Annotated in this window: 30 protein-coding genes and 1 pseudogene; 23 read left to right on the top strand and 8 right to left on the bottom strand. The window is 34.5% G+C overall.

What is annotated here, in order from left to right:
* Positions 1-20: 20 nt before the first annotated feature.
* Positions 21-467 carry an NUDIX hydrolase gene (locus ABH957_RS19425; protein ID WP_404443170.1) on the top strand — a complete coding sequence of 149 codons (447 nt, stop codon included), beginning with the start codon at positions 21-23 and terminating at the stop codon, positions 465-467.
* 187 nt (positions 468-654) lie between these two features.
* Entirely contained in the window at positions 655-2130 is a 1476-nt protein-coding gene (locus ABH957_RS19420) for an amidase family protein (protein ID WP_404443167.1), read from the top strand.
* Positions 2131-2179: 49 nt separating this feature from the next.
* Here the strand turns inward: ABH957_RS19420 and ABH957_RS19415 are convergent, their stop codons facing one another.
* The gene (locus ABH957_RS19415) at positions 2180-3397 is read right to left on the bottom strand and encodes an MFS transporter (protein WP_002168568.1); all 1218 of its coding nucleotides are present in this window, start codon (positions 3395-3397) and stop codon (positions 2180-2182) included.
* A 274-nt stretch (positions 3398-3671) separates the two neighbouring features.
* On the opposite strand from ABH957_RS19415, the gene ABH957_RS19410 reads away from it, so the two are divergent.
* The 5 genes from ABH957_RS19410 to ABH957_RS19390 all read left to right on the top strand — a co-directional run bounded on the left by ABH957_RS19410 (position 3672) and on the right by ABH957_RS19390 (position 7766).
* Positions 3672-4100 carry an NfeD family protein gene (locus tag ABH957_RS19410; protein ID WP_404443164.1) on the top strand — a complete coding sequence of 143 codons (429 nt, stop codon included), beginning with the start codon at positions 3672-3674 and terminating at the stop codon, positions 4098-4100.
* A 2-nt stretch (positions 4101-4102) separates the two neighbouring features.
* On the top strand, positions 4103-5074 hold the full coding sequence (locus ABH957_RS19405) for an SPFH domain-containing protein (RefSeq protein WP_002012471.1): 972 nt from the start codon (positions 4103-4105) through the stop codon (positions 5072-5074).
* 73 nt (positions 5075-5147) lie between these two features.
* On the top strand, positions 5148-6302 hold the full coding sequence (gene spoIIP / locus ABH957_RS19400; protein WP_043313898.1) for a stage II sporulation protein P: 1155 nt from the start codon (positions 5148-5150) through the stop codon (positions 6300-6302).
* Positions 6303-6392: 90 nt separating this feature from the next.
* Positions 6393-6983 (top strand): histidine phosphatase family protein, encoded by a 591-nt coding sequence (locus ABH957_RS19395; protein WP_404443160.1) that lies wholly within the window; start codon positions 6393-6395, stop codon positions 6981-6983.
* A gap of 6 nt (positions 6984-6989) precedes the next feature.
* The gene (locus ABH957_RS19390; protein WP_404443157.1) at positions 6990-7766 is read left to right on the top strand and encodes a Cof-type HAD-IIB family hydrolase; all 777 of its coding nucleotides are present in this window, start codon (positions 6990-6992) and stop codon (positions 7764-7766) included.
* 7 nt (positions 7767-7773) lie between these two features.
* On the opposite strand, the gene ABH957_RS19385 is transcribed toward ABH957_RS19390, so the two are convergent.
* A complete protein-coding gene (locus ABH957_RS19385; protein ID WP_404443154.1) occupies positions 7774-8235 on the bottom strand; it encodes a DinB family protein in 462 nt (153 codons plus the stop codon).
* A 171-nt stretch (positions 8236-8406) separates the two neighbouring features.
* Here ABH957_RS19385 and alr point away from each other — a divergent pair, with 171 nt between their 5' ends.
* Positions 8407-9582 carry an alanine racemase gene (alr, locus tag ABH957_RS19380; RefSeq protein ID WP_002127023.1) on the top strand — a complete coding sequence of 392 codons (1176 nt, stop codon included), beginning with the start codon at positions 8407-8409 and terminating at the stop codon, positions 9580-9582.
* A 31-nt stretch (positions 9583-9613) separates the two neighbouring features.
* Here the strand turns inward: alr and ABH957_RS19375 are convergent.
* The 3 genes and pseudogenes from ABH957_RS19375 to ABH957_RS19365 all read right to left on the bottom strand — a co-directional run.
* A pseudogene (locus ABH957_RS19375) lies at positions 9614-9748 on the bottom strand (class I SAM-dependent methyltransferase); the annotation flags it as partial.
* Positions 9741-10607 carry a GNAT family N-acetyltransferase gene (locus ABH957_RS19370; protein ID WP_404443343.1) on the bottom strand — a complete coding sequence of 289 codons (867 nt, stop codon included), beginning with the start codon at positions 10605-10607 and terminating at the stop codon, positions 9741-9743. The gene ABH957_RS19370 and the pseudogene ABH957_RS19375, both read right to left, overlap by 8 nt.
* Before the next feature lie 23 nt (positions 10608-10630).
* A complete protein-coding gene (locus ABH957_RS19365; RefSeq protein WP_404454989.1) occupies positions 10631-11509 on the bottom strand; it encodes a phosphotransferase in 879 nt (292 codons plus the stop codon).
* A 382-nt stretch (positions 11510-11891) separates the two neighbouring features.
* Between ABH957_RS19365 and ABH957_RS19360 the strand changes: the two genes are divergently transcribed.
* Together ABH957_RS19360 and ABH957_RS19355 are read left to right on the top strand one after the other, a co-directional pair.
* Complete coding sequence (locus ABH957_RS19360; RefSeq protein ID WP_404443148.1) at positions 11892-13100, top strand: macrolide family glycosyltransferase; 1209 nt, start codon at positions 11892-11894, stop codon at positions 13098-13100.
* A 169-nt stretch (positions 13101-13269) separates the two neighbouring features.
* The gene (locus ABH957_RS19355; RefSeq protein ID WP_404443145.1) at positions 13270-14127 is read left to right on the top strand and encodes a YitT family protein; all 858 of its coding nucleotides are present in this window, start codon (positions 13270-13272) and stop codon (positions 14125-14127) included.
* Positions 14128-14171: 44 nt separating this feature from the next.
* Here the strand turns inward: ABH957_RS19355 and pdxR are convergent, their stop codons facing one another.
* Entirely contained in the window at positions 14172-15572 is a 1401-nt protein-coding gene (gene pdxR / locus ABH957_RS19350; protein WP_404443142.1) for a MocR-like pyridoxine biosynthesis transcription factor PdxR, read from the bottom strand.
* 131 nt (positions 15573-15703) lie between these two features.
* Here pdxR and ABH957_RS19345 point away from each other — a divergent pair, with 131 nt between their 5' ends.
* The 8 genes from ABH957_RS19345 (at position 15704) to ABH957_RS19310 (ending at position 20974) form a co-directional block, all read left to right on the top strand.
* Entirely contained in the window at positions 15704-16126 is a 423-nt protein-coding gene (locus tag ABH957_RS19345; protein WP_404443139.1) for a GNAT family N-acetyltransferase, read from the top strand.
* 146 nt (positions 16127-16272) lie between these two features.
* Positions 16273-17403, top strand: a complete 1131-nt coding sequence (locus tag ABH957_RS19340) for a metallophosphoesterase (RefSeq protein WP_404455371.1) — start codon at positions 16273-16275, stop codon at positions 17401-17403.
* A gap of 232 nt (positions 17404-17635) precedes the next feature.
* Positions 17636-18202, top strand: coding sequence for a GNAT family N-acetyltransferase (locus ABH957_RS19335; protein WP_404454992.1), 567 nt, complete (start codon positions 17636-17638; stop codon positions 18200-18202).
* Positions 18203-18208: 6 nt separating this feature from the next.
* Positions 18209-18769 (top strand): 2'-5' RNA ligase family protein, encoded by a 561-nt coding sequence (locus ABH957_RS19330; RefSeq protein ID WP_113938546.1) that lies wholly within the window; start codon positions 18209-18211, stop codon positions 18767-18769.
* Positions 18766-19251 carry a GNAT family N-acetyltransferase gene (locus ABH957_RS19325; protein ID WP_404443129.1) on the top strand — a complete coding sequence of 162 codons (486 nt, stop codon included), beginning with the start codon at positions 18766-18768 and terminating at the stop codon, positions 19249-19251. Before ABH957_RS19330 ends, ABH957_RS19325 begins: the two co-directional genes overlap by 4 nt.
* Before the next feature lie 12 nt (positions 19252-19263).
* On the top strand, positions 19264-19629 hold the full coding sequence (locus tag ABH957_RS19320) for a cupin domain-containing protein (protein ID WP_377865928.1): 366 nt from the start codon (positions 19264-19266) through the stop codon (positions 19627-19629).
* 3 nt (positions 19630-19632) lie between these two features.
* Complete coding sequence (locus ABH957_RS19315; protein ID WP_212090503.1) at positions 19633-20061, top strand: GNAT family N-acetyltransferase; 429 nt, start codon at positions 19633-19635, stop codon at positions 20059-20061.
* A gap of 31 nt (positions 20062-20092) precedes the next feature.
* Positions 20093-20974 (top strand): phosphotransferase family protein, encoded by an 882-nt coding sequence (locus ABH957_RS19310; protein ID WP_377865927.1) that lies wholly within the window; start codon positions 20093-20095, stop codon positions 20972-20974.
* A gap of 25 nt (positions 20975-20999) precedes the next feature.
* Here the strand turns inward: ABH957_RS19310 and ABH957_RS19305 are convergent, their stop codons facing one another.
* Positions 21000-21785: a GNAT family N-acetyltransferase gene (locus ABH957_RS19305; RefSeq protein WP_404443121.1), complete on the bottom strand. Its 786-nt coding sequence runs from the start codon at positions 21783-21785 to the stop codon at positions 21000-21002.
* Positions 21786-21917: 132 nt separating this feature from the next.
* On the opposite strand from ABH957_RS19305, the gene ytfJ reads away from it, so the two are divergent.
* The 4 genes from ytfJ (at position 21918) to ABH957_RS19285 (ending at position 23934) form a co-directional block, all read left to right on the top strand.
* On the top strand, positions 21918-22343 hold the full coding sequence (gene ytfJ, locus ABH957_RS19300; RefSeq protein WP_113938551.1) for a GerW family sporulation protein: 426 nt from the start codon (positions 21918-21920) through the stop codon (positions 22341-22343).
* Positions 22344-22503: 160 nt separating this feature from the next.
* Positions 22504-23280, top strand: a complete 777-nt coding sequence (locus tag ABH957_RS19295) for a hypothetical protein (RefSeq protein ID WP_002085994.1) — start codon at positions 22504-22506, stop codon at positions 23278-23280.
* Between the two features lie 51 nt (positions 23281-23331).
* Positions 23332-23652 (top strand): hypothetical protein, encoded by a 321-nt coding sequence (locus ABH957_RS19290; protein WP_002165916.1) that lies wholly within the window; start codon positions 23332-23334, stop codon positions 23650-23652.
* 69 nt (positions 23653-23721) lie between these two features.
* Positions 23722-23934, top strand: a complete 213-nt coding sequence (locus ABH957_RS19285; RefSeq protein ID WP_002012518.1) for a hypothetical protein — start codon at positions 23722-23724, stop codon at positions 23932-23934.
* Between the two features lie 29 nt (positions 23935-23963).
* On the opposite strand, the gene ABH957_RS19280 is transcribed toward ABH957_RS19285, so the two are convergent.
* Positions 23964-24302 carry a hypothetical protein gene (locus ABH957_RS19280; protein WP_001253195.1) on the bottom strand — a complete coding sequence of 113 codons (339 nt, stop codon included), beginning with the start codon at positions 24300-24302 and terminating at the stop codon, positions 23964-23966.
* A gap of 359 nt (positions 24303-24661) precedes the next feature.
* Here ABH957_RS19280 and ABH957_RS19275 point away from each other — a divergent pair, with 359 nt between their 5' ends.
* A complete protein-coding gene (locus ABH957_RS19275) occupies positions 24662-25342 on the top strand; it encodes a class I SAM-dependent methyltransferase (RefSeq protein WP_404512035.1) in 681 nt (226 codons plus the stop codon).
* Positions 25343-25372: the final 30 nt, after the last annotated feature.

Here is a 25372-nt window from a genome sequence, read left to right as displayed (position 1 = left end):
ATTGAGGGGAGAGGGCTAAGATGACGATGTTATATAAGAAAAAGGTACATGCATATATTACGAGAGAAAAAGAAGGGGTTATGCAACTACTCGTTTTTAAACATCGTGATATACGAGAGGCTGGTATCCAAGTGCCAGGCGGGACAGTAGATGAAGGCCAAACGTTAGAGGCAGCAATTTTACGTGAAGTACAAGAAGAGTCAGGACTACGCCATTTTTGTATCGAGCGCTTCCTTTCCGATTACATTATTTTTGTGAAAGAAAAAAAGGAATATCAAAAACGTCATTTTTTCCACATTTCATTATTAACAGATGTGAAAGATACGTGGGAGCATATAGTGAGTGCTGGTGAGGAAGACAAAGGTTTAGTATTTTGTTATGAGTGGGTTGATATTAACAAATGCCCTGAATTAGCAGGTAAACAAGGCGAGTTTTTACATTTGTTAGAAGAGGTATATGTAAAATAATAAAAAGGGTCTGAGGCGATATTGTATTCGTTTCAGACTCTTTGTATTTCTCTGGAAATTAAAGGTTTTTAAACTGGTGAGTTGAATTCCTGTATAGGGATAGTAGTTGTTAATACGAGGAGCGGAGAAAATGAAAAAGTAATAGACATACGTCATATATAAAAGGGCTTATAAAAGGAGAATGAAAATGGAAATTCAGTTCAATACCCTACTGCAAAAAGAATTAACAATTCATGATATTCAAAAGGAAATGGAAGCTGGGAAGTTAACTTCAAAAGAACTAGTCATGTATTATCTTCATAGAATCGCAAAGTATGACCAAGATGGACCGAAAATCAATTCTATTTTAGAAATCAATCCAGATGCTATCTTTATTGCAGAAGCGTTAGATTATGAAAGAAAGACAAAAGGTGTAAGAGGTCCATTACATGGTATACCTGTTTTACTTAAGGATAATATTGAAACGAATGACTCGATGCATACAAGTGCTGGTACGATTGCCCTAGAACAAAATATAAGTAGTGAAGATGCATTTCTCGTTACAAAACTTCGAGAAGCAGGTTCAATTATAATAGGTAAAACAAATATGACAGAACTAGCAAATGCAATGTCTTTTGAAATGTGGGCTGGATATAGCGCTAGAGGTGGTCAAACAATTAATCCTTACGGTACAGGAAAGGATGATATGTTCGTTGGTGGCTCAAGTACAGGGTCTGCTATAGCAGTTGCCGCTAACTTTACTGTATTATCCGTTGGAACAGAGACAGATGCTTCTATTTTGAGCCCAGCTGTTCAAAACTCGGTTGTAGGTATTAAGCCGACTGTTGGGTTAATTAGTCGTAGTGGAATTATTCCTTTCACTTATTCACAAGATACAGCTGGGCCATTTGCTAGAACAGTAACAGATGCTGCTATTTTACTAGGGAGTCTAACTGGGATGGATGAGAAGGATGTAGCCACTCATAAAAGTGAAGGCATGGCATATCAAGATTATACATCTTATCTTGATGCTAACGGTTTAAAGGGGGCTAAGATTGGTGTATTTAGCAATGCGCCAAAAGATTATTATGAATCTGGAGAATACGATGAAAAATTGTTTAAGGAAACGATTCAAGTTTTACGTAGTAAGGGAGCGACAATAGTAGAAGATATTGATATTCCATCTTTTCATAGAGAATGGAGCTGGGGAGTTCCGCTTTATGAACTGAAGCATAGCTTAGATAACTATCTTTCTAAATTACCTTCTACTATTCCAGTACATTCTATTTCGGAGTTAATGGAGTTTAATAAAAACATAGCAGAAAGAGCTTTGAAATATGGACAAACTAAGTTAGAAAGAAAAAAAGATTTTCCTAATACGTTAAGAAATCCTGAATATTTAAAGGCAAGATTAGAAGATATATACTTTTCGCAAAAACAAGGTATTGATTTTGCATTGGAAAAATATAATCTTGATGCGATACTGTTCCCTTCTTATATAGGATCTACTATATGTGCGAAAGCAGGTTATCCGTCTATAGCAATGCCTGCGGGATATATGGATAATGGGAGGCCTTTTGGAATTACTCTTGCAAGTGCTGCTTTTAGTGAAGGGGCATTAATTAAACTAGCATATGCTTTTGAACAAGCGACAAAACATAGGAAGATTCCCAACTTGTCATGAATAGAATAAACAAAAAGGACAGGAATTCCTGTCCTTTTTGTTTTATTGATTAAAGTGAAATATCTTTCTGCTCCGTCTTCTGATATTTTAATAAGTTAAAGGATAAACAAGCAGAACATAAAATAAGAAAAGCGGCGATAATATAAATAGTACGAACGCCGAACATATCAGTAATAATTCCAACGCTAAGCATAGAAAGACCAGAAGCTGTCGAGAGAAGTGCACCATGAGCTGTATACATCTTCGATAATAAAGAAGGAGTGACGCTTGATTGTAAAACCGTCGTTTGAGAAATATCTCTAATTTGATAACATGGTCCCATTAGAACACAAAGAAATAGAGCAATAAATCCGCTACTTGTCATACCATATAAAAATGTAAGAATACTAAACATAAGAGAGCCTATCGCCATGGAGCGTATTAAATTTTTTTGAATATATGTACTCATTTTCCACGCTAATATCCCGCCAATTAATGTGCCGACGTAATAACTTGTGTTAATATATCCCCACCAATCTTCGCCTTTATGAAGAACAGTCGTTACATATGCCATCGTAATAGCACCGATCCATATCGTCCCTGCGAAAGTTTCAATTAAGTCCATAATTGTAACGATGCGCAGAGACGGGTGTTGAAATAACAGTTTCCATCCTTCTAATAATGCAGTAGTTTTCGAAGAAGTGGGTTCTGCTACTCGTTCAGCTTGTATAGATTGTAATGAAAGGTGTAATGTAATACATCCGAAAATCATCAATATGTTATTAATCATGAGTGTCGAAGTAACGCCAATGAGAAGAACAATTATGCTTGTAAATGAGTATGCAGCGGCTTGTATAATTTGTGTTGAAAAGGAAAAGACACTATTTACTTTTACTAATTTTTCTTGTGGTGTTAAGCGCGGGATAACGGCGTATAGTAGAGGAGCGCTCCAGCCACTACATAATGAAATGAAAATAACAAAAGTTAAAAGAGCAGAAATGTTTGTTGATAGTATAGGAAATAATATCATTAACAATATTAAAAGAGCTGTTTTAATCCATTGTAGAGTATATAGCAATGAATAAGATGGAAACCGATTCATTATAAGTGGTGCAGAGGTGTTCGCGATAAGATTTGTGATAACCTGTAATAATGGAAAAAGAGCAGTAATTGTAGCTGATCTAGTTGTGATATAGATGTGAGTTGTAATAATCATTATGTATACAATGTCAGCGAGAGTAATGCATATTTTGGAGCCCAAATAGTAAGTTAGTGAACGTTTAGGCAATAAGAATACCACCTTTCAAATCAATACTGCTTTTAATTTTAATTATTATAATCTGTAAGTTATATTTTTGAAAGAATTAAATTTTTTGTCATTTTTTGAAAGGGATTTTCGTGTATAATGAAGAATATATTAATATAGCATTTTATTAATGCTTGTTGTAACAGCGAATACATATAATAGCTTGTAGCAAACGCCCCCTCTATGAGAAAGGGCGGATAAACCATTCTTTTCTTCATATACATATAGAAAATGAGAAAGAAAGTGAGGGTTGCATATGGCTGGATGGATGATTTGGTTTATAATAGCGGGTATTTTATTTATTGCAGAAATGTTGTCGATTACGTTTTACATGCTTTGGCTTGGAATTGGAGCTGTTGTCGGAGGTCTTATTGCTTTGTTTGCTCCTGATGCACTATTTTTACAAGTTGTTGTTGGGGCGATTGTAAGTTTAACATTGACTTTCTTTACGAAAAGAATTTCTAAAAACTTTCGAGAAGCAAAAGGTTTTACTGATACAGTAGATAAACTTGTTGGTAAAAAGGGAATTGTTATGCAAACGATTACAAGCGAAGTGAACGGTATTGTGAAAGTGGATGGAGATACTTGGACAGCTATTTCGGATACTCCTATTGATGCTGGAGAAAAAGTCGTTGTTATACAGAGGCATAGTACTATTTTACAAGTGAAAAAGGAGAGTGAATAAATATGGCAGTAGCATTAACGTTAACGATTATTTTCGCATTGATTGTCGTTGTATTTATTGCATTGACAATTAAAATTATTTCTCAGCAAAAAGTTGGGGTCGTTGAAAGGTTTGGTAAATTTCAACGGATTATGCACCCAGGATTAAATATTCTAATCCCAATTGTAGACCGCGTTCGTGTATATCACGATTTACGTATTCAACAAACGAATGTACCACCACAAAAGGTAATAACGAAAGATAATGTACAAGTAGAAATTGATACAATTATTTTCTATCAAATTGTTGAACCAGAGCTTGCGACATATGGTATTTCAAACTATGAATATGGTGTTCGTAATATTACATCTGCAACAATGCGTCAAATTATTGGTAAAATGGAGCTTGATGAAACATTATCAGGTCGTGAAAAAATTTCAACAGAAATTCGTTTAGCACTTGATGAAGCGACAGAAAAATGGGGCGTTCGTATTGAGCGTGTCGAAATAGTCGATATTAATCCACCAAAAGATGTGCAAGTATCAATGGAAAAACAAATGAAAGCAGAACGTAATAAACGTGCGATCATTTTAGAAGCTGAAGCAGCGAAACAAGATAAAGTCCTTCGTGCTGAAGGGGAAAAACAAAGTAAAATTTTAATGGCTGAAGGGGATAAAGAAGCACGTATTCGTGAAGCGGAAGGTATACGAGAAGCGAAAGAATTAGAAGCGCAAGGGGAAGCAAGAGCGATTGAGGAAATTGCAAAAGCAGAACAAAATCGAATTGAGTTACTTCGTGCAGCAGATTTAGATGAGCGCGTACTTGCTTATAAATCATTTGAATCATTGATTGAGGTTGCAAAAGGACCAGCGAATAAAGTCTTTATTCCGTCTAATGCAATTGAAACACTTGGTACTCTTGGGGCGATTGGGGAAATCTTTAAAGAGAAACAAACGAAGAAATTACCTTCGTCAGATACAGAAAAAGAACAATAAGAGTGAGGAAGAGAAATGGGATGCCATTTCTCTTTTTTTTTTTGCGTATATTACGAAAGGCTTGTACATATCCATGTATAAAGAAGGTGATACAGTGAAGAAGTATGCAACCCGTATACATGGGAAGAAACTAATCTCGTTACTCTTTCTATATGCACTAGTCATAATTATTATTGCGTCGATTTTGACGTCGCTTTTACATACAATGAAATCGAATTACGCGAATCAATGGTTTGGAAAAGTATCGATGCAAGGTTTTGTTCAAATGATAGAAAGTGAGAATCGCTATTACGGATTTGATTATTTTAAGCAGAATAAAAGGGAGTCATTTGGAAATTTAATGTTCTCGATTGCGACGGATTTGAAAATTAAAGATTTAAGAACGTTTGTCGGTAAAGAAGTGCCTGGTATGTCAAAGTATTACTCTAACATTATCGTAGCTGGGGAAGGGACAAACTTTACGAATATCCCAAATGAATCTAGTGTACCGATTGAAGAAGTAACGAAAGAGCGAGAAGTAGCAAAAGATAAAGTTACAGAAGCTGAAAAGAATAATCCGGTTCAGAAAAAGAACGGAGCGAAAAAAGGTGAAAGTGCAGTATATATTTATCATACACATAGCTGGGAATCTTTCTTTCCGTTATTACCAGGGGCTACCGATCCATCAAGTCCAGATGTAAATGTGTCCTTACTAGGGAAACGTATGAAAGAACAACTTGAAGGACAAGGAATTCCGGTAGTTCATGATAAAACGAATATGGGGGATTTATTAGCGAGTAAAAAATGGAAATGGCCGCAATCATATAAAGCGTCTCATGAATATGTAAAAGAAACATTAGCACAAAATAATAAAATTGCGTTTCCGATTGATATACACCGTGATGATCAGCGGAAGAAGGTAACAACAAAAGTAATTAACGGGAAATCGTATGCAAGATTATATTTTATAATTGGGATGGAAAATGAAGGGCGTGCTGAAAATGAAAAAATTGCAAGAGCAATCAATAGTTATTTAGATGAAAACTATTACGGATTAAGCAGAGGAATCTTTCCAAAGTATAAAAAAGATGGAAATGGCGTTTATAATCAAGATTTATCTAAAAATGCGATGTTAATTGAAGTTGGTGGTGTTGATAATACATTAGATGAATTATATAACACAATTGATGTGTTGACGGAAGCGTTTAGTAAATATTATTGGAACAATGCGGAGAAAGTGAATGGGTGAGGAACGGGAAACCGTTCCTTTTTGTTATGGAAAGGTAAGAATGTGATATAATGGAATCTTGTGAATATTAAATGAGGAAGTAGGGGAAATATGCAAATAATATTAATACGCCACGGTGAATCAGAAGCTGATATTTTAAATGTACATGAAGGGCGAGCTGACTTTGAATTAACAGAAAAGGGAAGACAGCAAGTGCAAAGACTTGTACAGAAAGTGAAAGCAGATTTCCCGCCAGATTTCATTTGGGCAAGCACATTAAAACGTGCCCGCGAAACTGGTGAAACATTAGCAGGAGGAATTGGGTGCCCAATTCAACTAGAAGAAGAATTAATGGAGTTTAATAATGGGGTACAAGCAGGGCTATCATTTGAAGAAGCGAAAAAATATCCAGAGCCAAAATTTCTGCATGATCGTTTTGAAAACGGGGAATCATTTATTGAATTTAGAATGAGAATAGAAGGAATTTTTTCTAAAATCGTGACAGAGAATACATATGACCGAATTGCAATTGTTGCACACGGTGGTGTAATAAATAGTATTTTACGAGCGTTTTTCCAAATGCCAATTAGCATGGACTATTATTTTAAAATTGGAGATACGGGAATTAGTTTGATTGAACTTACGGATAAACAGAAAACTATTCATTTTATAAATGATACAAATCATTTAGAGGGAATGTAAGAGGATATGTACAAAGTTGTATTTTTCGATGTGGATGGTACTCTTTTAAGTGAGATTGATAGAAGTATGCATGAAAGCACAAAAGAAGCGATACAAAGGTTAATAGATAAAGAAATTCACGTAGTTGTTACAACCGGGAGACCATATAGCTTATGTTCACAATTTAAAGAGCTGGGCATAAACACGTTTATTTCTGCGAATGGTGCACATATAAAATGTAGGGAAGAAGTTATACATAAATCGGTACTTTCAAGTGAAATTGTTCATGATATTTCAAATTTCGCTGAATTACATGGTCATAGTGTTTCTTATTTTACAGAAGAATTTGCTATGAATGGTGTTGCCTCGAAAGATGAACGTGTAATACGAGCACTAAACGAAACGTTAAATTTAGAGCAGTATCCTGACAAAGTCAGAAACTTGTTAGAAGAGGTTTATTGTGTATGTCTGTATGCTGATGAATCAGAAACTCAAAAATTTTTGAAAAGATATCCAATGCTTACGTTTGAACGTTTTCATGGTTACGTTATGAATGTGTTGGAAGATAATAAAGTATCGAAACTAACTGCAATTCAAAAGGTATTGGAACATCTGAAAATTTGTAAATCAGAAGCAATTGCTTTTGGTGACGGTGGAAATGATATTGAGATGTTACAGTATGTAGGACTAGGAATTGCGATGGAGAATGGTGGAGAAGAGTTAAAAACAAGAGCAGATTTCGTTACAAAGAAGGCGAGTGAAGGTGGTATTTTATTTGCCTTAAAAAAGTTTAATGTCGTCTAATATACCTTTATTGAAATAAAGGTATGTTAGGATCTTTAATATGCTCACATAATAAAATATGAATTTGCCCGCGATGATGATAAAAATGTGCAACGATTTCAAGCAACCATTCGAATCGAGAGTAAGAAATACCCCAATAAGCAGTCATAATTTCCGCTAATTCTTCATTGGAACAGGATAAAAAAGTTTTAGAAAGTAAATCGTACCCTTGTATCATCGTTTGCTGTATTTGAGTAATTGTTTCTGATGTTTGTTCTATATAAAAGGTATGTAAGTCTTTTTCCGTAATACCATTTAATATGAGTAAATCAGCATGGAAAATAAGGGAAAGATGTGTGCACATTTCAAATAATGACCGCTTTGATTCAATCGGCTTTATTTTCAAATCACTTTCAGTATATTGGTTCAGTATTTGAATGGAAGTATCGATAGCAATTTTAACTTGATTCAATGCAGATGGAACAAACATTGTAATTATTCTCACCTCCGTATATAATAGTTTCTTAAGGGTATTATATCATGCTCAAAATTCCGAAAATTCTAGTAGTTTGACTAGCATAGTGAAAAGTATTATATTGTAAAAGGTCATATGAAACGTGAAATAGAATGGAATGTAATTATTGAGTTAGGAGTTAGACCAATGAGCTTGAAATATGGAAGAGATACAATTGTTGAAGTTGACTTAAATGCGGTAAAACATAATGTAAAAGAATTTAAAAAACGTGTGAATGATGAAAATATTGCAATGATGGCTGCTGTAAAAGCGAATGGGTATGGTCATGGGGCAGTTGAAGTTGCGAAATCGGCTATTGAAGCAGGAATAAACCAACTTGCAGTTGCATTTGTAGATGAAGCAATTGAATTAAGAGAAGCTGGAATCACTGTACCTATTTTAATTTTAGGATATACACCAGTAGCAGCTGTAGAAGATGTAATTCAATATGACGTTATGATGACTGTTTATAGAGTAGAAGATTTACAAGGTATAGATGAAGTTGCAAACCATCTTCAAAAGAAAGTGCGAATTCATGTGAAAATTGATACAGGAATGAGCCGTATTGGTTTACAGGAAGAAGAAGTTAAACCGTTTTTTGAAGAGTTAAAACGTATGCGATATGTAGAAGTAGTAGGGATGTTTACACATTACTCTACCGCTGATGAAATAGATAAAACTTATACAAATATGCAAACAAGTTTGTTTGAGAAAGCTGTAAATACAGCGGAAGAATTAGGAATTCATTTTCCATATATTCATAGTTCAAACAGTGCAGGATCAATGGAACTTAGTAACACATTTCAAAATATGGTTCGTGTTGGTATTGGAATTTACGGTATGTATCCTTCAAGAGAAGTGGATCATACAGTTGCTTCCTTACAGCCAGCGTTGTCTTTAAAATCAAAAGTAGCTCATGTTAAACATGCGAAGAAAAATCGTGGTGTTAGCTATGGGAATACTTATGTAACAACGGGCGAAGAATGGATTGCAACTGTACCGATTGGTTATGCTGATGGTTATAATCGTCAGCTATCTAATAAAGGGCATGCACTAATAAACGGAGTACGAGTACCTGTAATTGGCCGTGTTTGTATGGATCAGCTTATGCTAGATGTTACAAATGCAATGCCAGTACAAGTAGGAGACGAAGTTGTATTCTACGGCAAACAAGGTGAAGAAGAGATTGCGGTGGAAGAAATAGCAGATATGTTAGGTACAATTAATTATGAAGTTACATGCATGTTGGATAGAAGAATTCCACGTGTTTATAAAAAAAATGATGAAACGACTGCGGTTGTAAATATATTAAGAAAAAAATAAGAAAAAACTGAATCGATATGATTCAGTTTTTTTATTTTTGACAAATGAAAAATGTTCTATTTATACCGTGTAGTTGTATATTGTTACATCCTACAGATTTTAAAGAGGTAATAATTTCGTCTCTAAAATAACATGCTTCCTCGATAGAAAAGTCACTCCTATTCCAACAATCTATAATAATCATACTTTGTCATAATTTCAAAACCACATTGTGTATATAGTTTTAAAGCATTGTTATTTTTCGTTTCGACGTCTAGTTCAATTGTTGAAACTCCTTCTGTAATAAGTGTATGTACCATATAACTAAGAATATCTTTACCATATCCTTTACCTTGATAAGATGGATGAACGGCGAATCCTGATAGTGTAGTAGATTGCTCTTGCTCAGTAACTGTAATCGTTCCTATCACTTTTTCATCGATAAGAGCACTGTAAACTTGATGGGAAGATGAATTCATCATCTTTTGTAACCATGTGGATGTATTTGCTGCCGAATCTCCAAAAGCTTCACTAGCGATTTCTATAAGATCAGGAAGTAATTCAGAAGATGCAACGGTAAGATTAATATTATTTTTCATTGTTTTTTGTGCTTCGTTTGTTTTGAACGCCATACCGTATTCACTGTATAAATAAGGAAGGTTCATTTGTTTTGCAAATGATTTCCCTGAAATAGAGTCACCATTAATTATAAGAAGGGCTTCATCTGCCTCTCTTTTTTGTATTTCTTTCATTGCGGTTTGTAAAAGAGTAGTGCCTATATGTTGTTTCCTATAGTTCGGATGAACAAACCCTATTAACTCCAGTTTTGTCGGTCTTTCAAAGTCATACATACTTAATGCACCAATTAATTGAGTACCATCATAAAATATAAAATCATTTATCTTTTCTTTATTACGGGCAGTTAAAAAATTGACATGTAAATCTGACGAGTAATCAATTTGATCGTGTTGTCCGCAAATATGAGATAAATCTTTCATTTGCTGAATTTCGTTTGCTGTTAAAGATTTCTTTTGTTCAATATTCATTTCATAATCCCTCGCAATCGGTTTTAAAAATAAGATGGGTGACGTAACCACTTTTCTAACTCCACACTACCTTGAACAGATAATAAGCGATATAAATAACGATAAGGCTGTCTACATTGATCAAGACGAGGAATGGGCATAATGGTCTCATAACCTCGTTTAAAAGCACGAGCCTCTTTTTCTGTAAATACATATTCTAAGCCGATAAAATCAAACTCTCGAGGAGCAACTGCATAGGCTGCTGTATCTACTAAACCCGTAATAGTTGTACCATCTGATAAAAACTGAGTAGGATCCATATCAATTAAAACGAGTGTAGATTCCTTTGGTGCAAGCAAGGAAGATAGCTGTGATTCAAAAGTATGAAATGCGTTATGGATGCTCGCGTTATCGGAATAGAACCCATTTACAAGATCTTTACTGACTTTTAATATGTGAGACTTAAATTCTGCTAGTGGAATGTGGAAAGTACTTGATGGGTTTCCTATAAACTTTGCTTGAAACGAATGAATTTCTGCTAGTCCTTTTCCAAGGCTGAATAAAATAGAATCAGGTTGTCCGAAAAATGATTGCAGCGTATTTCCGGTTAGTTTTTCGACGATTACATATTCTCGCTCATTTAAAACATGTTTTTGCAAAATAGTCGGGATGGGCAAGGTAGTATGCTTTTTCAATAATGCGTGTATTGTTTCTAAATGATGTACATGCCTTGGATCAATTCCAAAAAGGTTTTTACATCCCCGCCAAAAATCATTGTTGGGCTCTTCAGTCATTTTTGAGGAACGAACAATAACTTCTTCAGTTTCTGTTTTAACAAGAAACACGTCGCTTGCATGGTCTTCATAGCCCGGATGTAGTGCTTGAACAGATATAATAGGTGAAATGAATAGTTGTTGTAGCATGAAAGGACTCCTTATTCTGTAAATTCTATAAATTTATTATATAACAGAATATGTACCAAGTGGATAATGATGGGGACAACATAGAACTTAAATAAATTTATGGTGAGAAATCAGTGTGAAAATTATATTTTTCTAGTTTTGTATGAATTATCAAAATAATGTTTCTGATGATAAATCTGAAAAATGCCTGAATGTAAATCCCGTATTTTTCAATAAATGAAAGGTTAAGTCTACTTTTATAAGAGTTATAATGTAGGTTATGAAAAATATTTCTCAATAATAAAATGAAGAGAAAAATATGAAGAAGTAGAATAGATTACTTAATAGTTTTAAATTAATTAATATGATTAACTATTGATTATATTAGATAGGAGAGAATATTATGGCAAATGTACTCGTAATAAATTTCCCTGGAGAAGGTCATATAAATCCGACTTTAGCTATTGTAAGTGAGCTAATTCGGCGAGGGGAAACAGTTGTTTCGTATTGTATTGAAGATTATAGAAAGAAGATTGAAGCAACAGGTGCAGAATTCCGAGTGTTTGAGAATTTCCTCTCTCAAATTAATATTATGGAACGAGTAAATGAAGGTGGGAGTCCTTTGACGATGCTATCTCATATGATTGAAGCATCAGAGCGTATTGTTACTCAAATTGTAGAAGAAACAAAAGGGGAAAAGTACGATTACTTGATATACGATAATCATTTTCCAGTAGGACGTATTATAGCGAATGTTTTAAAATTACCTAGCGTTTCTTCTTGTACAACGTTTGCTTTTAATCAGTACATTACTTTTAATGATGAACAAGAATCGAGACAAGTAGATGAAACTAATCCATTATATCAATCTTGTTTAGCGGGAATGGAAAAATGGAATAGGCAGTATGGAATGAAATGTATTAATATGTATGATATTATGAATCATCCTGGTGATATTACTATTGTATATACTTCAAAGGAATATCAGCCGCGTTCAGATGTATTCGATGAATCGTATAAGTTTGTCGGTCCATCAATTGCTACGCGTAAAGAAGTAGGGCGCTTTCCTATGGAAGATTTAAAAGATAAAAAATTGATTTTCATTTCTATGGGAACAGTTTTTAATGAACAACCTGAGCTATATGAAAAATGTTTTGAAGCGTTTAAAGATGTAGAAGCGACAGTCATATTAGTTGTTGGTAAGAAGATAAATATAAGTCAATTTAAAAACATTCCGAATAACTTTAAGTTGTTTAATTATGTGCCGCAATTAGAAGTATTACAGCATGCTGATGTATTCGTGACACACGGTGGTATGAATAGTTCAAGTGAAGCACTATATTACGGTGTCCCATTAGTTGTAATTCCGGTAACAGGAGATCAGCCTTTAGTTGCGAAGCGAGTGAGTGAAGTAGGAGCTGGAATAAGGCTTAATCGTAAAGAATTAACTTCTGAATCGTTACGTGAAGCTGTAGAGAAAGTAACGTATGATGTAACGTTTAAGGAAAATAGTCGTAGAGTTGGAGAGTCACTTCGAAATGCTGGTGGGTATAATAGGGCAGTTGATGAAATATTAAAAATGAAAATGAATTCGTACTCAAAACTTAAATAAATGTTTGGAGCACACTTACTGTAATATGTAAGTGTGTTTCTATAAATAAATTACATAAAAAATCACTGTAAAGGTGAAACTTTTGTGTATATAAACTCATATCTTTGAATTAGTAGTAAAATTACGTTAAAATAATACTAAGAAAATACATAAGTTTTGGGGGTAATGAATGAAAAAATTATTCGAATACGTATTATTAACAATTGGATCCATTATTGTAGCGGGCTCACTAGAACTTATTTTAGCGCCTAATGGCCTAGTAGACGGTGGGGTAACTGCGATTGCTATTATGGCAAATAAAGTTGCTGGATTACCGCTTTATGGAGTATTTTTAGGACTTAATATCCCAATTTTACTATTTACTGCAAAAGTAATGGGTAAGAAGTTCTTTATCCGTACGTCTTATGCAAATGTTGTTACAACACTCGGATTGATTTATTTAAAACCATTTCCAGCAATTACAACTTCGGAATTATTAATTGTACTTTATGGAGGAGTTCTATTTGGTGTTGGTGTTGGGATTGTTGTAAAAATGGGCGGAGCAATTGACGGATCAGAAATGTTAGCGGTTTGGATGAATAAGTATTTTAAAGTACCAATTAGTACATTTTTACTTGCTGTAAATGCGGTTATTTTTGTATTTGTTGCTATTTTATTTTCAATTGAGCAAGCGATGTTTTCATTAGCAATTTTCTATATTGTTACGAAAATGATTGATTTCATATTAGACGGTATTAATCAAGGGAAGAGCGTCATGATTATTTCGAATAAAAATAAAGAAATTGGCGAACTGCTTATGAAAGAATTGCAACTGTCTGTTACGTATCTACATGGAGAAGGTGGTTTTTTAGGAGAGCACCAGAGAATTATTTATTGTATTACAAACCGTTTCATTTATCCAAAAATGAAAGATCTCGTTCTCTCTGTAGATCCAAGTGCTATAATTGAAGCTTCTTATTCAACAGAAACAACTGGTGTAAAGCGTCCAGGAAGGACTGCTCGATCAGGAGACGTATCAGAAAAATAGTGTGTAAAATAACTCCACATAAGTATAACTTATGTGGAGTTATTTTACTTAGGGAACCAGGCTTCCTTTAGTAATTTGACTACAATTTCGATACTATCTTCGGGAATGCTGCCGAAACCGAGTAGTACATATGACGCCTCTCTTAAATTATGTACAGAATCATATGTAGAGAGTGGGTATAATTTGATTCGTTGTTTTGCAGCAGTATGAATAAGTTCTTGTTCGTTCATACCATTATGAACATGAAGTACGATATGCAGTCCAGACTGTTCGCCAAGTATTTGAACACGAGATCCCATTTCATTTTTGATAGATTTAACTAGTAATGTGTGCTTTCTTTTATATAACGTACGACTACGGTTCAAATGGCGCTCCCAATCACCATTGTGAATAAAGGTTGCAAAAGCGAGTTGCTGTATTGTGGAAACAGTTTGTTTAAACTTACCTTCCAGCTCTGTATAGATTTTTAATAGGTGAGTTGGTAAAACGATATACCCCATTCGCAAAGAAGGTAAGAAGGATTTCGAGAAAGTTCCCATATAAATAACGCGTTCATTTGAATCTAGTCCTTGTAAAGAGGGAATAGGTTTTCCTACATAACGAAATTCTCCGTCATAATCATCTTCAATAATATATCCTCCGCAATCATTGGCCCATTTTAATAATTCGAGCCTTCTAGATAATGTCATAATCATTCCAAGAGGAAATTGGTGTGATGGAGTGACGTATGCTACATTGGAACGTGATTCAAGTAAAGCTGAAATACGAATCCCTTTATCGTCTAATGAAATAGGGTGAACAGGAAGACCAGAACTTTGAATCATGGCAGTTATACGGTGAAATCCAGGGTTTTCGATTCCGTATTCTTTTTTTGGACCAAGCAGTTGAAGTAGTAGCCAAAGAAGAGGCTGCGTACCGGCTCCGATAATAATTTGATCAGGTGAAGAATGTACCCCGCGTGCATGGTATAAATATTTTGAAATATGCGCTCGTAGAACGAACTCACCTTGAGGATCTTCTCTAGCAAATAATTCATTTTCATACTGGAATAAAGTTTCTTGTAATGCTCTTTTCCAGTTTGTAATTGGAAAAGCTTTTTGATCAATCAGCCCTTGGCTACAATCATAGTCATATTGTTCTTTTTTTATATTGTTAGCGCTGTTTGACACAACTTGTTGTTTATTTTGAATGACATCAATATCAACTTCTACAACAAAAATCCCACGTTTCGGTTTACTTTCTACATAACCTTCAGCTAGTAATTGTTGATAAGCAGATTCAACAGTAATACGACTAACATTAAGTTGTACCGCTAAATTTCTATGAGAAGGAAGGCGTGTACCGGCAGGCAGTGATCCCTGAGAGATTTCTCGTTTCATATATTCGTAAATTTGTAAATAAATTGGTGTTTTACTTTCTAATTGCAATGGGATAGTAAGATCCATTTTATGAATTCTCCTTTAAAAACTGGCCATATAAAAAATAATCGAACTGTCACTTAAGTGAGGGGCAGTTACTTTTTATAATAATGATATAACATTTAGAAAATTTTATAAATAGTAAGGAGAGAATCATAATGAATATTAGAGAAGTAGTAACAGAAGCTGATTTACATGATGTATTCCCCGTATTACAGCAATTACGAACGAAACTTTCAAGAGAAGAAGCAAGTTCTTTATTTCAAAAAATGAAAGAAGAAAATTATAAACTACTTTCGTTACAGAATGAAGATGATGAAGTTGTTAGTCTAGCTGGTGTAGCAATTTGTACGAACTTTTATAATGAGAAACATGTTTTCGTATATGACCTTGTAACTGCGGAAGCTCACAGATCGAAAGGATATGGTAAAGTTCTTCTGTCATATGTAGAAAAATGGGGGGAAGAAAAAGGGTGCAGTTCTATCGTTCTTACATCAGCGTTTCCAAGAGTTGATGCCCATCGTTTTTATGAAAGAGAAGGCTATAATAAGGTAAGCTATTCTTTTTATAAAGAATTATAATAGTAAGGGGGTTCTATGTGTGAGAACATATGGAACCCCTTTTAATTTAGAATTGAAGAATGAGGAGGGTTAATTACTTATTTTGTCGAATAGTCTCTTTATAATTGAGACGATAATATTGAATTAAAAGAAGGTTAGGGGAGTTTATACTTGGAAAAATTCAGAAACTATTAATCCCAAAAGGTGTAAGGATTATCGTAATATCTGATATTCATGGCGAATTAAATCTTTTAAAGGAATTATTACATAAAGTTAATTTTAAAGATGATGATTATTTAATTATAAATGGCGACCTTTGTGAGAAGGGGAACGATAGCATCGGCGTAGTAAACTACGTCATGGATTTAGTAGTTAGCAAGCCAAATGTTTATGTAGTTGAAGGGAATTGTGAAGTTGTAGTTGAAGCGCTTGTAAATGAAAATCCTGCGCTAATAAATTATTTATGTACGCGAAAAAATACAATTTTTAATGAATGGCTAGGGAAATTGAACATTACAGTTAATGAAGAAAGTGATATTCGTGAAGTGAAAAACATATTGATGAGCCATTTTTCAAAAGAAATAAAGTGGCTAACAGAATTGCCGACAGCGATTGAAACAGAAGATTATATCTTTGTACATGCTGGTCTTGAAGATAGAGAGAATTGGAGACAAACAGACAGGAAAAATGCAATTGCAATGCCAGAGTTTTTTAATAAGTCACATAGAGCGGATAAGTACGTAATTGTTGGACATTGGCCTGTTGTGAACTATTCCAAAGAGGCGCCGTCTAACAATCCAGTTATTGATAAGGAGAAAAAAATTATTGCGATTGATGGTGGTAATGCGATTAAAGAAGCAGGGCAATTAAACGCATTTATTATTCAGAGGACAACTTCAGGTGATACGTTTTCTTATACACATGTAGACTATTTTCCAGAGTATAAAGTAATGGCAGATTTTAATGCGGATTCAGAAATGCATGGCGGGGTTACATATCCGTATTATTACATAGAGCCTGTGGAGAGAATGAAAGATTTTACTATATGTAAACAAATAGAAACAAATGAACTGCTTCATGTGAAAAACGAGTATATAAAGCAACTTGAATCAGGTGAGTATACAGTGAAAACGGATATTTCTTGTGCGCAAATCAGTATTAGAAAAGGGGATACAGTTTCTTTAATTGATGATAGCTGCATGGGATATGATTTAATTAAAAAAGATGGTGTAGAAGGCTGGATTGAGAAAGGAATTCTACTTGAGGTAGAAAAGAAGGGGAATACAATATTTAGCTAAAATAGGAGGGGTATAACCTCCTATTTTTTATTAACTATGCTACGAGTTCGTACTTCATCTAATTTTTTCCGAAGTTCCGTTTCTAGATTAAACTCGAAAAAATTGGCTAATTTACATAAATAATTCGTATTTTATAACAAAATTATACAATACAATTAACGATATTTGTTTTGATTTTTCTGAAAAAATATTATAATTATATATGAAATAAAGAGGATTGTAGGAGGAAATTATGCAAAACGTTATATTAAAGGGGAACAAAGTTACAATTCGTACAATAGAAGAATCAGATATAAAAACATTATGGAATCTCGTATTTAAAGAAGAGAATCCAGAATGGAAGAAATGGGATGCGCCATATTTCCCTTTCTCAATGCAAGAATACCCATCTTATAAAGAGAAGATGCAAGCTCGTTTAAAAGAAGAACCACTGTCAAATTTAATTATAGAAAATAACGGCCAAATTATAGGGACAGTCGGATTTTATTGGGAGCATAAACCGACGCGTTGGTTAGAGATGGGAATCGTAATTTATGACCCAGCATACTGGAATGGTGGATATGGTACAGAAGCATTAACATTATATAAGGACTTACTATTTGAAAATATGGAGATTGGTAGAGTAGGGCTTACAACTTGGTCTGGCAATGAAAGAATGATGAAAGTAGCAGAGAAAATAGGAATGAGCTTAGAAGGAAGAATGCGAAAATGCCGATATTATAACGGGATATACTATGATTCTATTCGAATGGGAATGATTCGTGAAGAATGGGAAGCGCTACGTGTAACGAAGGGGTGAGGAAGCATGTACGCTATCATTGCTACATTTGATTGTGTGTTTACTAATAAAGTTAGAGAATTGCAAAATGAATTAACGAATATAATTGAAACAAATGAACTAGCCGGAGTAGAACCACATATAACATTGGCTGATTATAAGGAGTTAGATGTTAATTTATATACGAAGAGATTAGAGGAGTTTGTAGCTTTTCAAGAGAACATCTCCACTGTAACTTTTCCTTCTGTTGGAACTTTTCCTACTAACGGAACTATCTTTCTAGCACCGACCATTACCGATGAATTATTAAGACTTCATCATTCTTATCATGATTATTTCAAAACTTTTCATGATAATTCGAATTCATATTACGTGCCAGGAAAATGGGTTCCGCATTGCACGATTTCTAATGGGTTAAATTCAAATCAATTTTTAAGTGTAATGGAATATATATATGGAAAATTTGATGTTACAATAGCTTCGATTGAGAAGTTAAAATTAATTAAGGTAAATTATGAAAATGGTTTTGCCATTTCTTCTAGTATATTAGCAGAATATAATTTAATGAGAATGGAGACATCGAGATGACATATGTAATTAGAGAAATGAAGCAAGAAGATATTCATGCTGTACAAAACGTAGCAAAAATAGCTTGGCATGATACTTACGAAGGAATTATTCCGAGAGAGATTCAAGATAGTTTTTTAGAGGAAGCATATTCTGATGAAAAAATGAAATATCGTCTTAAAAATACACATTTATTCGTTGCAGAAGAAGAGGGAGAAGTAATTGGATTTGCGAATTTTTCACCTGTTAGACTGCAAAATGAAGCAGAATTAGGTGCGATTTATTTGTTACCAGATCAGCAAGGAAAAGGGATAGGAAGTGCTTTATTACAAAAAGGAATTTCAGCATTAAACGGAATTCGAAAAATGTACATTCATGTAGAAGCAGCAAACGAAAAAGGAAAGCGCTTTTATGAAGCGAAGGGTTTTGCCGAATTAGAGCAATTTGAAGAAGATTTTGAAGGACATTTGATGCAGACAGTAAGGATGGTTTTATACATATAGGGAGGAGCAGGAATGAAAATATTTGATTTCAGTGCAGAAGTTGGGAAACACATATCAGCATTTCAATCTAATTTCATAATGGCAAAAATATTAAATCATCAAGGGAATATACATATCGGTGCCATGCATTTACAAGAGAATGGAATTATCGGATATCATGAAGCAGTTGTATCTCAACTGCTTCTTATTGTGGATGGTGAAGGATATGTGTGTGGAGCAAATAAAGAAAAAGTGAAGGTAGAAGCTGGACAAGCTGTGTTTTGGGAGAAGGGTGAGTTTCATGAGACGAGTACGGAAAAGGGCTTGATGGCAATTGTTATGGAGTCGGAGAATCTTGAACAAGCCATATTAATGCCTATTAGTGAGGGGGAGTTGTGAAAAATGATAGTAAAGGCGAATCGAGAAGATACAAAAGAAATATTACATTATGCAGCTCAAGCGCTTTTTGAAGGGACGAGAGGGAATTGTCAGTTAAGTAAAGAGAAAGCGATTGAAATTACAAAGCCAATAATAGAAAAAGGGGCATATTATTTAGTCATTAAAGAAGAAAATAAAGTAATGGGATGGATATTAATAGGGGAAAACACAGACTATTTTTCTCGTGAAAAACTTGGATTTATATATGAGCTGTACGTATTCCCAGAATATCGCGGGAGAGGATTATCACGAGAATTGATGGAGGCCGGTATTAAGGAATTGAAGGAGAAGTATTCAGAAATTCGCTTAAATGTATTTGCTGGGAATTTTGCGAAAGAGATGTACGAAGAACTTGGGTTTGTTGAAAGACAGGTAATTATGACTTTGAAGTAAGTACAATAGCCTGAACGGGAGAAGAGAAAGAATGAGAAAAGAAAATGAGTATGTTGCGTATTTACAAAGGATATATCCTCAATTACAAATAAAATCGGTTTATGTAAATGAAATAGGTCAAAATAATGATGTATTAATTGTAAATGATAATATAGTATTTCGTTTTCCGAAATATGAAAAAGGTATTCAGAAACTTCGAGTAGAAACAAAGCTGTTAGAGAAAATAAGACCCTTCATTACGCTCCATATTCCCAATCCATGTTATCAAAGATTTCAAGATGAAGTGCCAGGGAAAGTATTTACAGGATATGAAATGATTGAGGGAGAACCGTTTTGGAAAGACATTTTTACAGAAATAAATGATGAAAAACAAATACAGAAACTTGCGTGCACATTAGCGGGATTTTTAAAAGAGTTACACGAAATTCCGTTATCTACATTTGAAGGTATTATGCAATATGATGGTACTGATATGTATTCAGAAATAAATAGTTTATATAGCAAATTACAAGAACATGTTTATCCATTCATGAGAACTGAAGCGAGAAAAGAGATCTCAAAATCATTTGAGTTATATTTAAATGAATCTAGTCACTTTAACTTTACCCCTAGTCTTGTTCATGGGGATTTTGGCATGACAAACATCTTATATAGTGCAACAAAGCGGGATATTTCAGGAGTTATAGATTTTGGTGGTGCGAGCATGGGAGATCCTGCTTATGACTTTGCGGGGATATTAGCTAGTTATGGAGAGGAGTTTTTACAACTCTTTTCGGTTCATTATCCTAATTTAGAAGCAGTAAAGGAAAGAATGTATTTTTACAAAAGTACATTTGCTCTTCAAGAAGCATTATTTGGTGTCCTGAATAATGATAAAAAAGCCTTTCAAGCTGGAATAGCAGAATATGTATAAAAGCCGATTTCAAATCGGCTTTTTATTATCGATACATCGTCCACATCCCAATATCTTTAAACCCTAAACGTTTATAAATTCGTCCAGCAGCTGGATTGTTATAAAATAAGCAAAGCGTTCGGCCTTCTTTCGTAAAGTCTTGAATCATTTTCTGTAATATGAGCGAAGCATATCCATTCCCGCGATGATTCGGATGTGTACAGACTCCAACAACCATAGCCGATAATGAATTTTCAGCGGATGTAGAGGCGGATGCGATGATTGCACCGTCTTTTTCAATATAGTATGTACGTCCTGTATTTGTTTCGATAGCTTGCCTTAACATTTTTTCTGATTCATTAGCAGCCGGGAATTCAGCGATGTCACTTCGTAATTTCATAATTCGTTCTATATCATCGAGTGAGGCAAGTTTAATTGTTCCATGAATTGGTGTGCTAGGTAAATTGCTGTCATTTAGACATTCGCAAAAATACATTTCATTTTTGGCGCCTAGTTGTACACTTGGAGCAGTTTCAAATCTTTCTACAATAGTTGACTTGCCAGAGAGTTTAAGTGGCTTATATGCGGAAAGAAGTGCCTCATAGTCAGTAACCACAAACTCTTCTTTACTATACGGTATAAATGTATCGTGAAAGCGAAGTAAAATGGATTTTAATGTTCCATTCTCTTTAAATACGCCCCATAATTCTTGAAAGTCTGTTTCATAACCGAAAGCTTCTAAATCCCCAATAATAAATAAGTTAAGGGCTGCTTCTTCTTTTAGAAAAGAAAATACTTGTTTATGATCTTTCTTTGTTAATTTTCTCATCATAACGAATCGACCTCTTTTTTTATTTTTCTAAATATTACAACTTAAGTTTTTTGAAATCAATATAAAATTTTATGTTTAGTTCACCAACTTTCGGAAAAACTAGGAAAGATATGACAAAGGAGGTTATGAACGGTGGATCATCCAATTCAAGGATTAATGAGAGCAGCAATGGAGAATTTGAAGGAAATGGTCGATGTAAATACGATTGTTGGGGAGCCTGTTCAAACGGCTGACGGTGGTGTAGTGTTAACGGTTTCTAAAGTAGCGTTCGGTTTTGGAGCAGGAGGATCTGACTTCCAGACGAATGATGGACAAAGAGCGAACGGTAACCCTGCATTTGGTGGCGGTAGCGCGGGTGGTGTTTCTATTACACCAGTAGCATTTCTAGTCGTGAATAAAGACGGGATAAATATTCTGCATCTACAAAATGCGACACATTTAGCAGAAAAAATAATTGAATTAGCTCCGCAAACAATTGATAAAATTCAATCGATGTTCCAAAAAGAAGAAAAGAAAGAGGGAAATAATCACCCTCAAAACCCAGATGATATCCTTTAAAAACGCCTGCTCATAAGCAGGCGTTTTTTCTTGTAATCAGTATGTAATAAAACACATGAAATTGTAAATAGTTTTTGAAGTTTTTTCTATGTTTCTAAAATTTTTCATGTTAAAATATGCTATAGAATTGAAACATATAAAACGAAGGTGGCTAGGTGCTTTGTCTGGAGGATCTGACCAAGTAAACAATATGATATATATTAATGGTAATCGTCGGGGTCATTGTTTTATTACATCTGGAATTACGTTTAAAGAGTTTGCAAGTAACATCCCTTCACCGCTTCATCAAGTATTGCTTTTAAAGCATAATTTTGAGTGGACAGATTTTCATTATCATACTTTATTTGAATATGTTGAGGAAGAAAACATACATAAACTCATTCAAGCAGAGATTGATGAATTTGATGAATTTTGTTGGGTAGATTTCGATGATGCAAGCGATTTAGATGAGTTAGAGCCAAAAGAAATTGCAGAATTATTATATTTGGCTCACAAAAAAGAACCACTTGGAAGAACGTTCTTCCCATTGTTGAAGAATAGATTCGTTTATTTTTCACATGATGACGGTTGGTACAACAAAGTGTATTACCGTAGAATCGGTGATTTTGTAGGAATGCTGAGTAAAGTGATTCCATATAAACTCGGTTCGTTTGGAAAGAAACGTTTTACTTTCTTCCAAAAATCAAAAATTTTCCCAGCAATTTCAAAGGAAGTTATCCTTGGGCTTATGCCGTTAATGGAAGATGGGTTATACATTGATTTAGCGGGGAAAATTGAGTCGAGAAGAGGTCTTGAAATTCCGGTATATGTAGTAGGATCATTCGAAAGTACGGATGAGGTACTAGATAATATCGATGAATTGAAAGCGGAAGCAACAGAAACGGGTTGGCTCATTTTTGATAAGAAAGAACAAGAGTGGCAATGGGTTGTAGACTAAGAAAACTTGGCGCATGAAGTCAAGTTTTCTTGTCTTTTGAAAGGAGAACAAATGAAGAAATATTATACAATTGTGGGTATTGTAAGTATTATTCTCGTGGCAATATTACTTATAACTTGTCCGAAAGAATCAGATTTTAAATTGTATTTAGAGGATAAGTATGCATTAAAATGTGACGAGAGTAGCTTTGAATGCACGCAAAATGTAGATGAAAAAAAAGAGAAATTACAGTTTGAAAGTATTGATGCACGAAATGGTGTTTTCTTTATGACTGTAAAGCAAACGTATAAAACAGAAGCTGGTGTTATGAAAGAATATAGCGGAGTAGGTATATTCGGTACATTTCTTTTTGTTTCAGAGAAGACTTTCTAGTAATAGAAGGTCTTTTTTTTATGCTTATGTTCATATAGATGAAGTAAGACAAGCATAGGAGGGGTATTGATGAAGAAGGGATGTATCGTTTGTGGTGGTGAGGAGTTTTTTTCTTCAACATTATATGCACGTACGAAACAAGATTGGGCATATGCGCCAAACATGTACCGATTTGAAAAGGTGTTTATTGAGCATAGAGATGAAGAAAATTATCCGGTTTTTCAAGAAATTACAGCGAAGCATTGTTGTGGATGCGGTCATATCATGTTGTATCATGAATGAACACACCAAGTATAACTTGGTGTGTTTTTTTAAAATGCTGATAAAGCAAGCGGATATAGTAAAGTGAATAAAACAGAAAAACTGCCAAAACCAATTGCGGTATATCCAAGTGTTCTCGCCCCAAAATTGACAGCTAATAAGCCAACTAAAATAGCAAGGGAGCCGAGTGTAACAGGATAAAAAGCAATGGAGAATAACGAAAGAAATAATGCGACATAGCCTATCATTGCACCGGTGTTTGTACCTTCTATTTCATTTGCAATTTCTTTGCGCTCATGTCTAATCGGAATACCAGCTGGAGATATTTCAGCTGCATACTCTTCGTTTTTTTCACCACTTTTAAAATGATGATTTCTCTTTCTTCGCATGTACATCCCTCTCTTTCAATTGGGTGTATCTATAGTATCTTTCATAAGAAGCAGAACATGAGTATGAGTTAAACCCAAGTAAAGCAAAAATTGGAGAAAATAGATTCCGTTGTTATCCTGTTTATCCCGCTATTTGCCGTGCAGTAAGACCCCCACCTCAAAATTCGGCTGGAGCAAAGAAGTTAGATGGGAGTCGGGCTGCCCGTAAAAGCCCGATTGGTTCAAATAATAATCAGTGGCGGACGAACAAACACCCCCACTGATTAAAGTTTCACTTTATCTCCTTATGAAGATAAACAGGGATTTTGGAACATGATGTAGAATGAAATGAATGATAATACGTGAAGGTAGGGGAATGTATGGCGAAGTTTAATTGGCATGAATCGGCAGAGAAAAAATGGGATAACAATGCAGAGTTTTGGAATCAAAATAGTCAAGAAATGTGGGATAGCGGGAGCAGGAGTACAATCATTCCATTTTTTGAGCAGTACGTGGAAAAGGAAGTACAAGTGTTAGATGTTGGCTGTGGTGATGGGTATGGTACATATAAATTAAGTCTTACTGGGTACAAAGCGGTTGGGGTGGACTTATCGGAAGTTATGATTCAAAAGGGTAAGGAGCGCGGAGAAGGCCCAAACTTATCTTTTATAAAAGGTGATCTTTCTTCATTACCATTTGAAAATGAGAAATTTGAAGCAATTATGGCAATTAATTCTTTAGAATGGACCGAGGAGCCGTTGCGAGCATTAAATGAAATAAAGCGTGTTTTAAAGAAAGATGGATACGCATGTATTGCAATTTTAGGACCGACAGCAAAACCGAGAGAGAACAGTTATCCGCGCCTATATGGCAAAGGCGTTGTTTGCAATACGATGATGCCTTGGGAATTTGAACAGTTAGCAAAAGAACAAGGATTTGAAGTTGTAGATGGTACCGGCGTATATAAGCGCGGAGTAAATGAGAAGATGTTAGGTCAGCTACCTACAGAGTTACAACAAGCGTTAACATTTTTATGGGTATTTATGTTAAAAAACGTATGACAAAATTGAAGGATTTTAGGAGGTAAATAA

Source organism: Bacillus sp. RC242 (genome assembly GCF_044908245.1).
Taxonomy (GTDB): Bacteria; Bacillota; Bacilli; order Bacillales; family Bacillaceae_G; genus Bacillus_A; species Bacillus_A mycoides.
The sequence above is the reverse complement of the archived record's forward strand: the minus strand, read 5'-3'. Positions and strand labels throughout refer to the sequence as shown.

Coding starts and splice junctions, on each gene's coding strand:
- ABH957_RS19425 (WP_404443170.1), top strand. CDS start 21: ATGACGATGTTATATAAGAAAAAGGTACATGCATATATTACGAGAGAA.
- ABH957_RS19420 (WP_404443167.1), top strand. CDS start 655: ATGGAAATTCAGTTCAATACCCTACTGCAAAAAGAATTAACAATTCAT.
- ABH957_RS19410 (WP_404443164.1), top strand. CDS start 3,672: ATGGCTGGATGGATGATTTGGTTTATAATAGCGGGTATTTTATTTATT.
- ABH957_RS19405 (WP_002012471.1), top strand. CDS start 4,103: ATGGCAGTAGCATTAACGTTAACGATTATTTTCGCATTGATTGTCGTT.
- spoIIP (WP_043313898.1), top strand. CDS start 5,148: ATGTATAAAGAAGGTGATACAGTGAAGAAGTATGCAACCCGTATACAT.
- ABH957_RS19395 (WP_404443160.1), top strand. CDS start 6,393: ATGCAAATAATATTAATACGCCACGGTGAATCAGAAGCTGATATTTTA.
- ABH957_RS19390 (WP_404443157.1), top strand. CDS start 6,990: ATGTACAAAGTTGTATTTTTCGATGTGGATGGTACTCTTTTAAGTGAG.
- ABH957_RS19385 (WP_404443154.1), bottom strand. CDS start 8,235: ATGTTTGTTCCATCTGCATTGAATCAAGTTAAAATTGCTATCGATACT.
- alr (WP_002127023.1), top strand. CDS start 8,407: ATGAGCTTGAAATATGGAAGAGATACAATTGTTGAAGTTGACTTAAAT.
- ABH957_RS19370 (WP_404443343.1), bottom strand. CDS start 10,607: ATGAATATTGAACAAAAGAAATCTTTAACAGCAAACGAAATTCAGCAA.
- ABH957_RS19365 (WP_404454989.1), bottom strand. CDS start 11,509: ATGCTACAACAACTATTCATTTCACCTATTATATCTGTTCAAGCACTA.
- ABH957_RS19360 (WP_404443148.1), top strand. CDS start 11,892: ATGGCAAATGTACTCGTAATAAATTTCCCTGGAGAAGGTCATATAAAT.
- ABH957_RS19355 (WP_404443145.1), top strand. CDS start 13,270: ATGAAAAAATTATTCGAATACGTATTATTAACAATTGGATCCATTATT.
- pdxR (WP_404443142.1), bottom strand. CDS start 15,572: ATGGATCTTACTATCCCATTGCAATTAGAAAGTAAAACACCAATTTAT.
- ABH957_RS19345 (WP_404443139.1), top strand. CDS start 15,704: ATGAATATTAGAGAAGTAGTAACAGAAGCTGATTTACATGATGTATTC.
- ABH957_RS19335 (WP_404454992.1), top strand. CDS start 17,636: ATGCAAAACGTTATATTAAAGGGGAACAAAGTTACAATTCGTACAATA.
- ABH957_RS19330 (WP_113938546.1), top strand. CDS start 18,209: ATGTACGCTATCATTGCTACATTTGATTGTGTGTTTACTAATAAAGTT.
- ABH957_RS19325 (WP_404443129.1), top strand. CDS start 18,766: ATGACATATGTAATTAGAGAAATGAAGCAAGAAGATATTCATGCTGTA.
- ABH957_RS19320 (WP_377865928.1), top strand. CDS start 19,264: ATGAAAATATTTGATTTCAGTGCAGAAGTTGGGAAACACATATCAGCA.
- ABH957_RS19315 (WP_212090503.1), top strand. CDS start 19,633: ATGATAGTAAAGGCGAATCGAGAAGATACAAAAGAAATATTACATTAT.
- ABH957_RS19310 (WP_377865927.1), top strand. CDS start 20,093: ATGAGAAAAGAAAATGAGTATGTTGCGTATTTACAAAGGATATATCCT.
- ABH957_RS19305 (WP_404443121.1), bottom strand. CDS start 21,785: ATGATGAGAAAATTAACAAAGAAAGATCATAAACAAGTATTTTCTTTT.
- ABH957_RS19290 (WP_002165916.1), top strand. CDS start 23,332: ATGAAGAAATATTATACAATTGTGGGTATTGTAAGTATTATTCTCGTG.
- ABH957_RS19285 (WP_002012518.1), top strand. CDS start 23,722: ATGAAGAAGGGATGTATCGTTTGTGGTGGTGAGGAGTTTTTTTCTTCA.
- ABH957_RS19280 (WP_001253195.1), bottom strand. CDS start 24,302: ATGCGAAGAAAGAGAAATCATCATTTTAAAAGTGGTGAAAAAAACGAA.
- ABH957_RS19275 (WP_404512035.1), top strand. CDS start 24,662: ATGGCGAAGTTTAATTGGCATGAATCGGCAGAGAAAAAATGGGATAAC.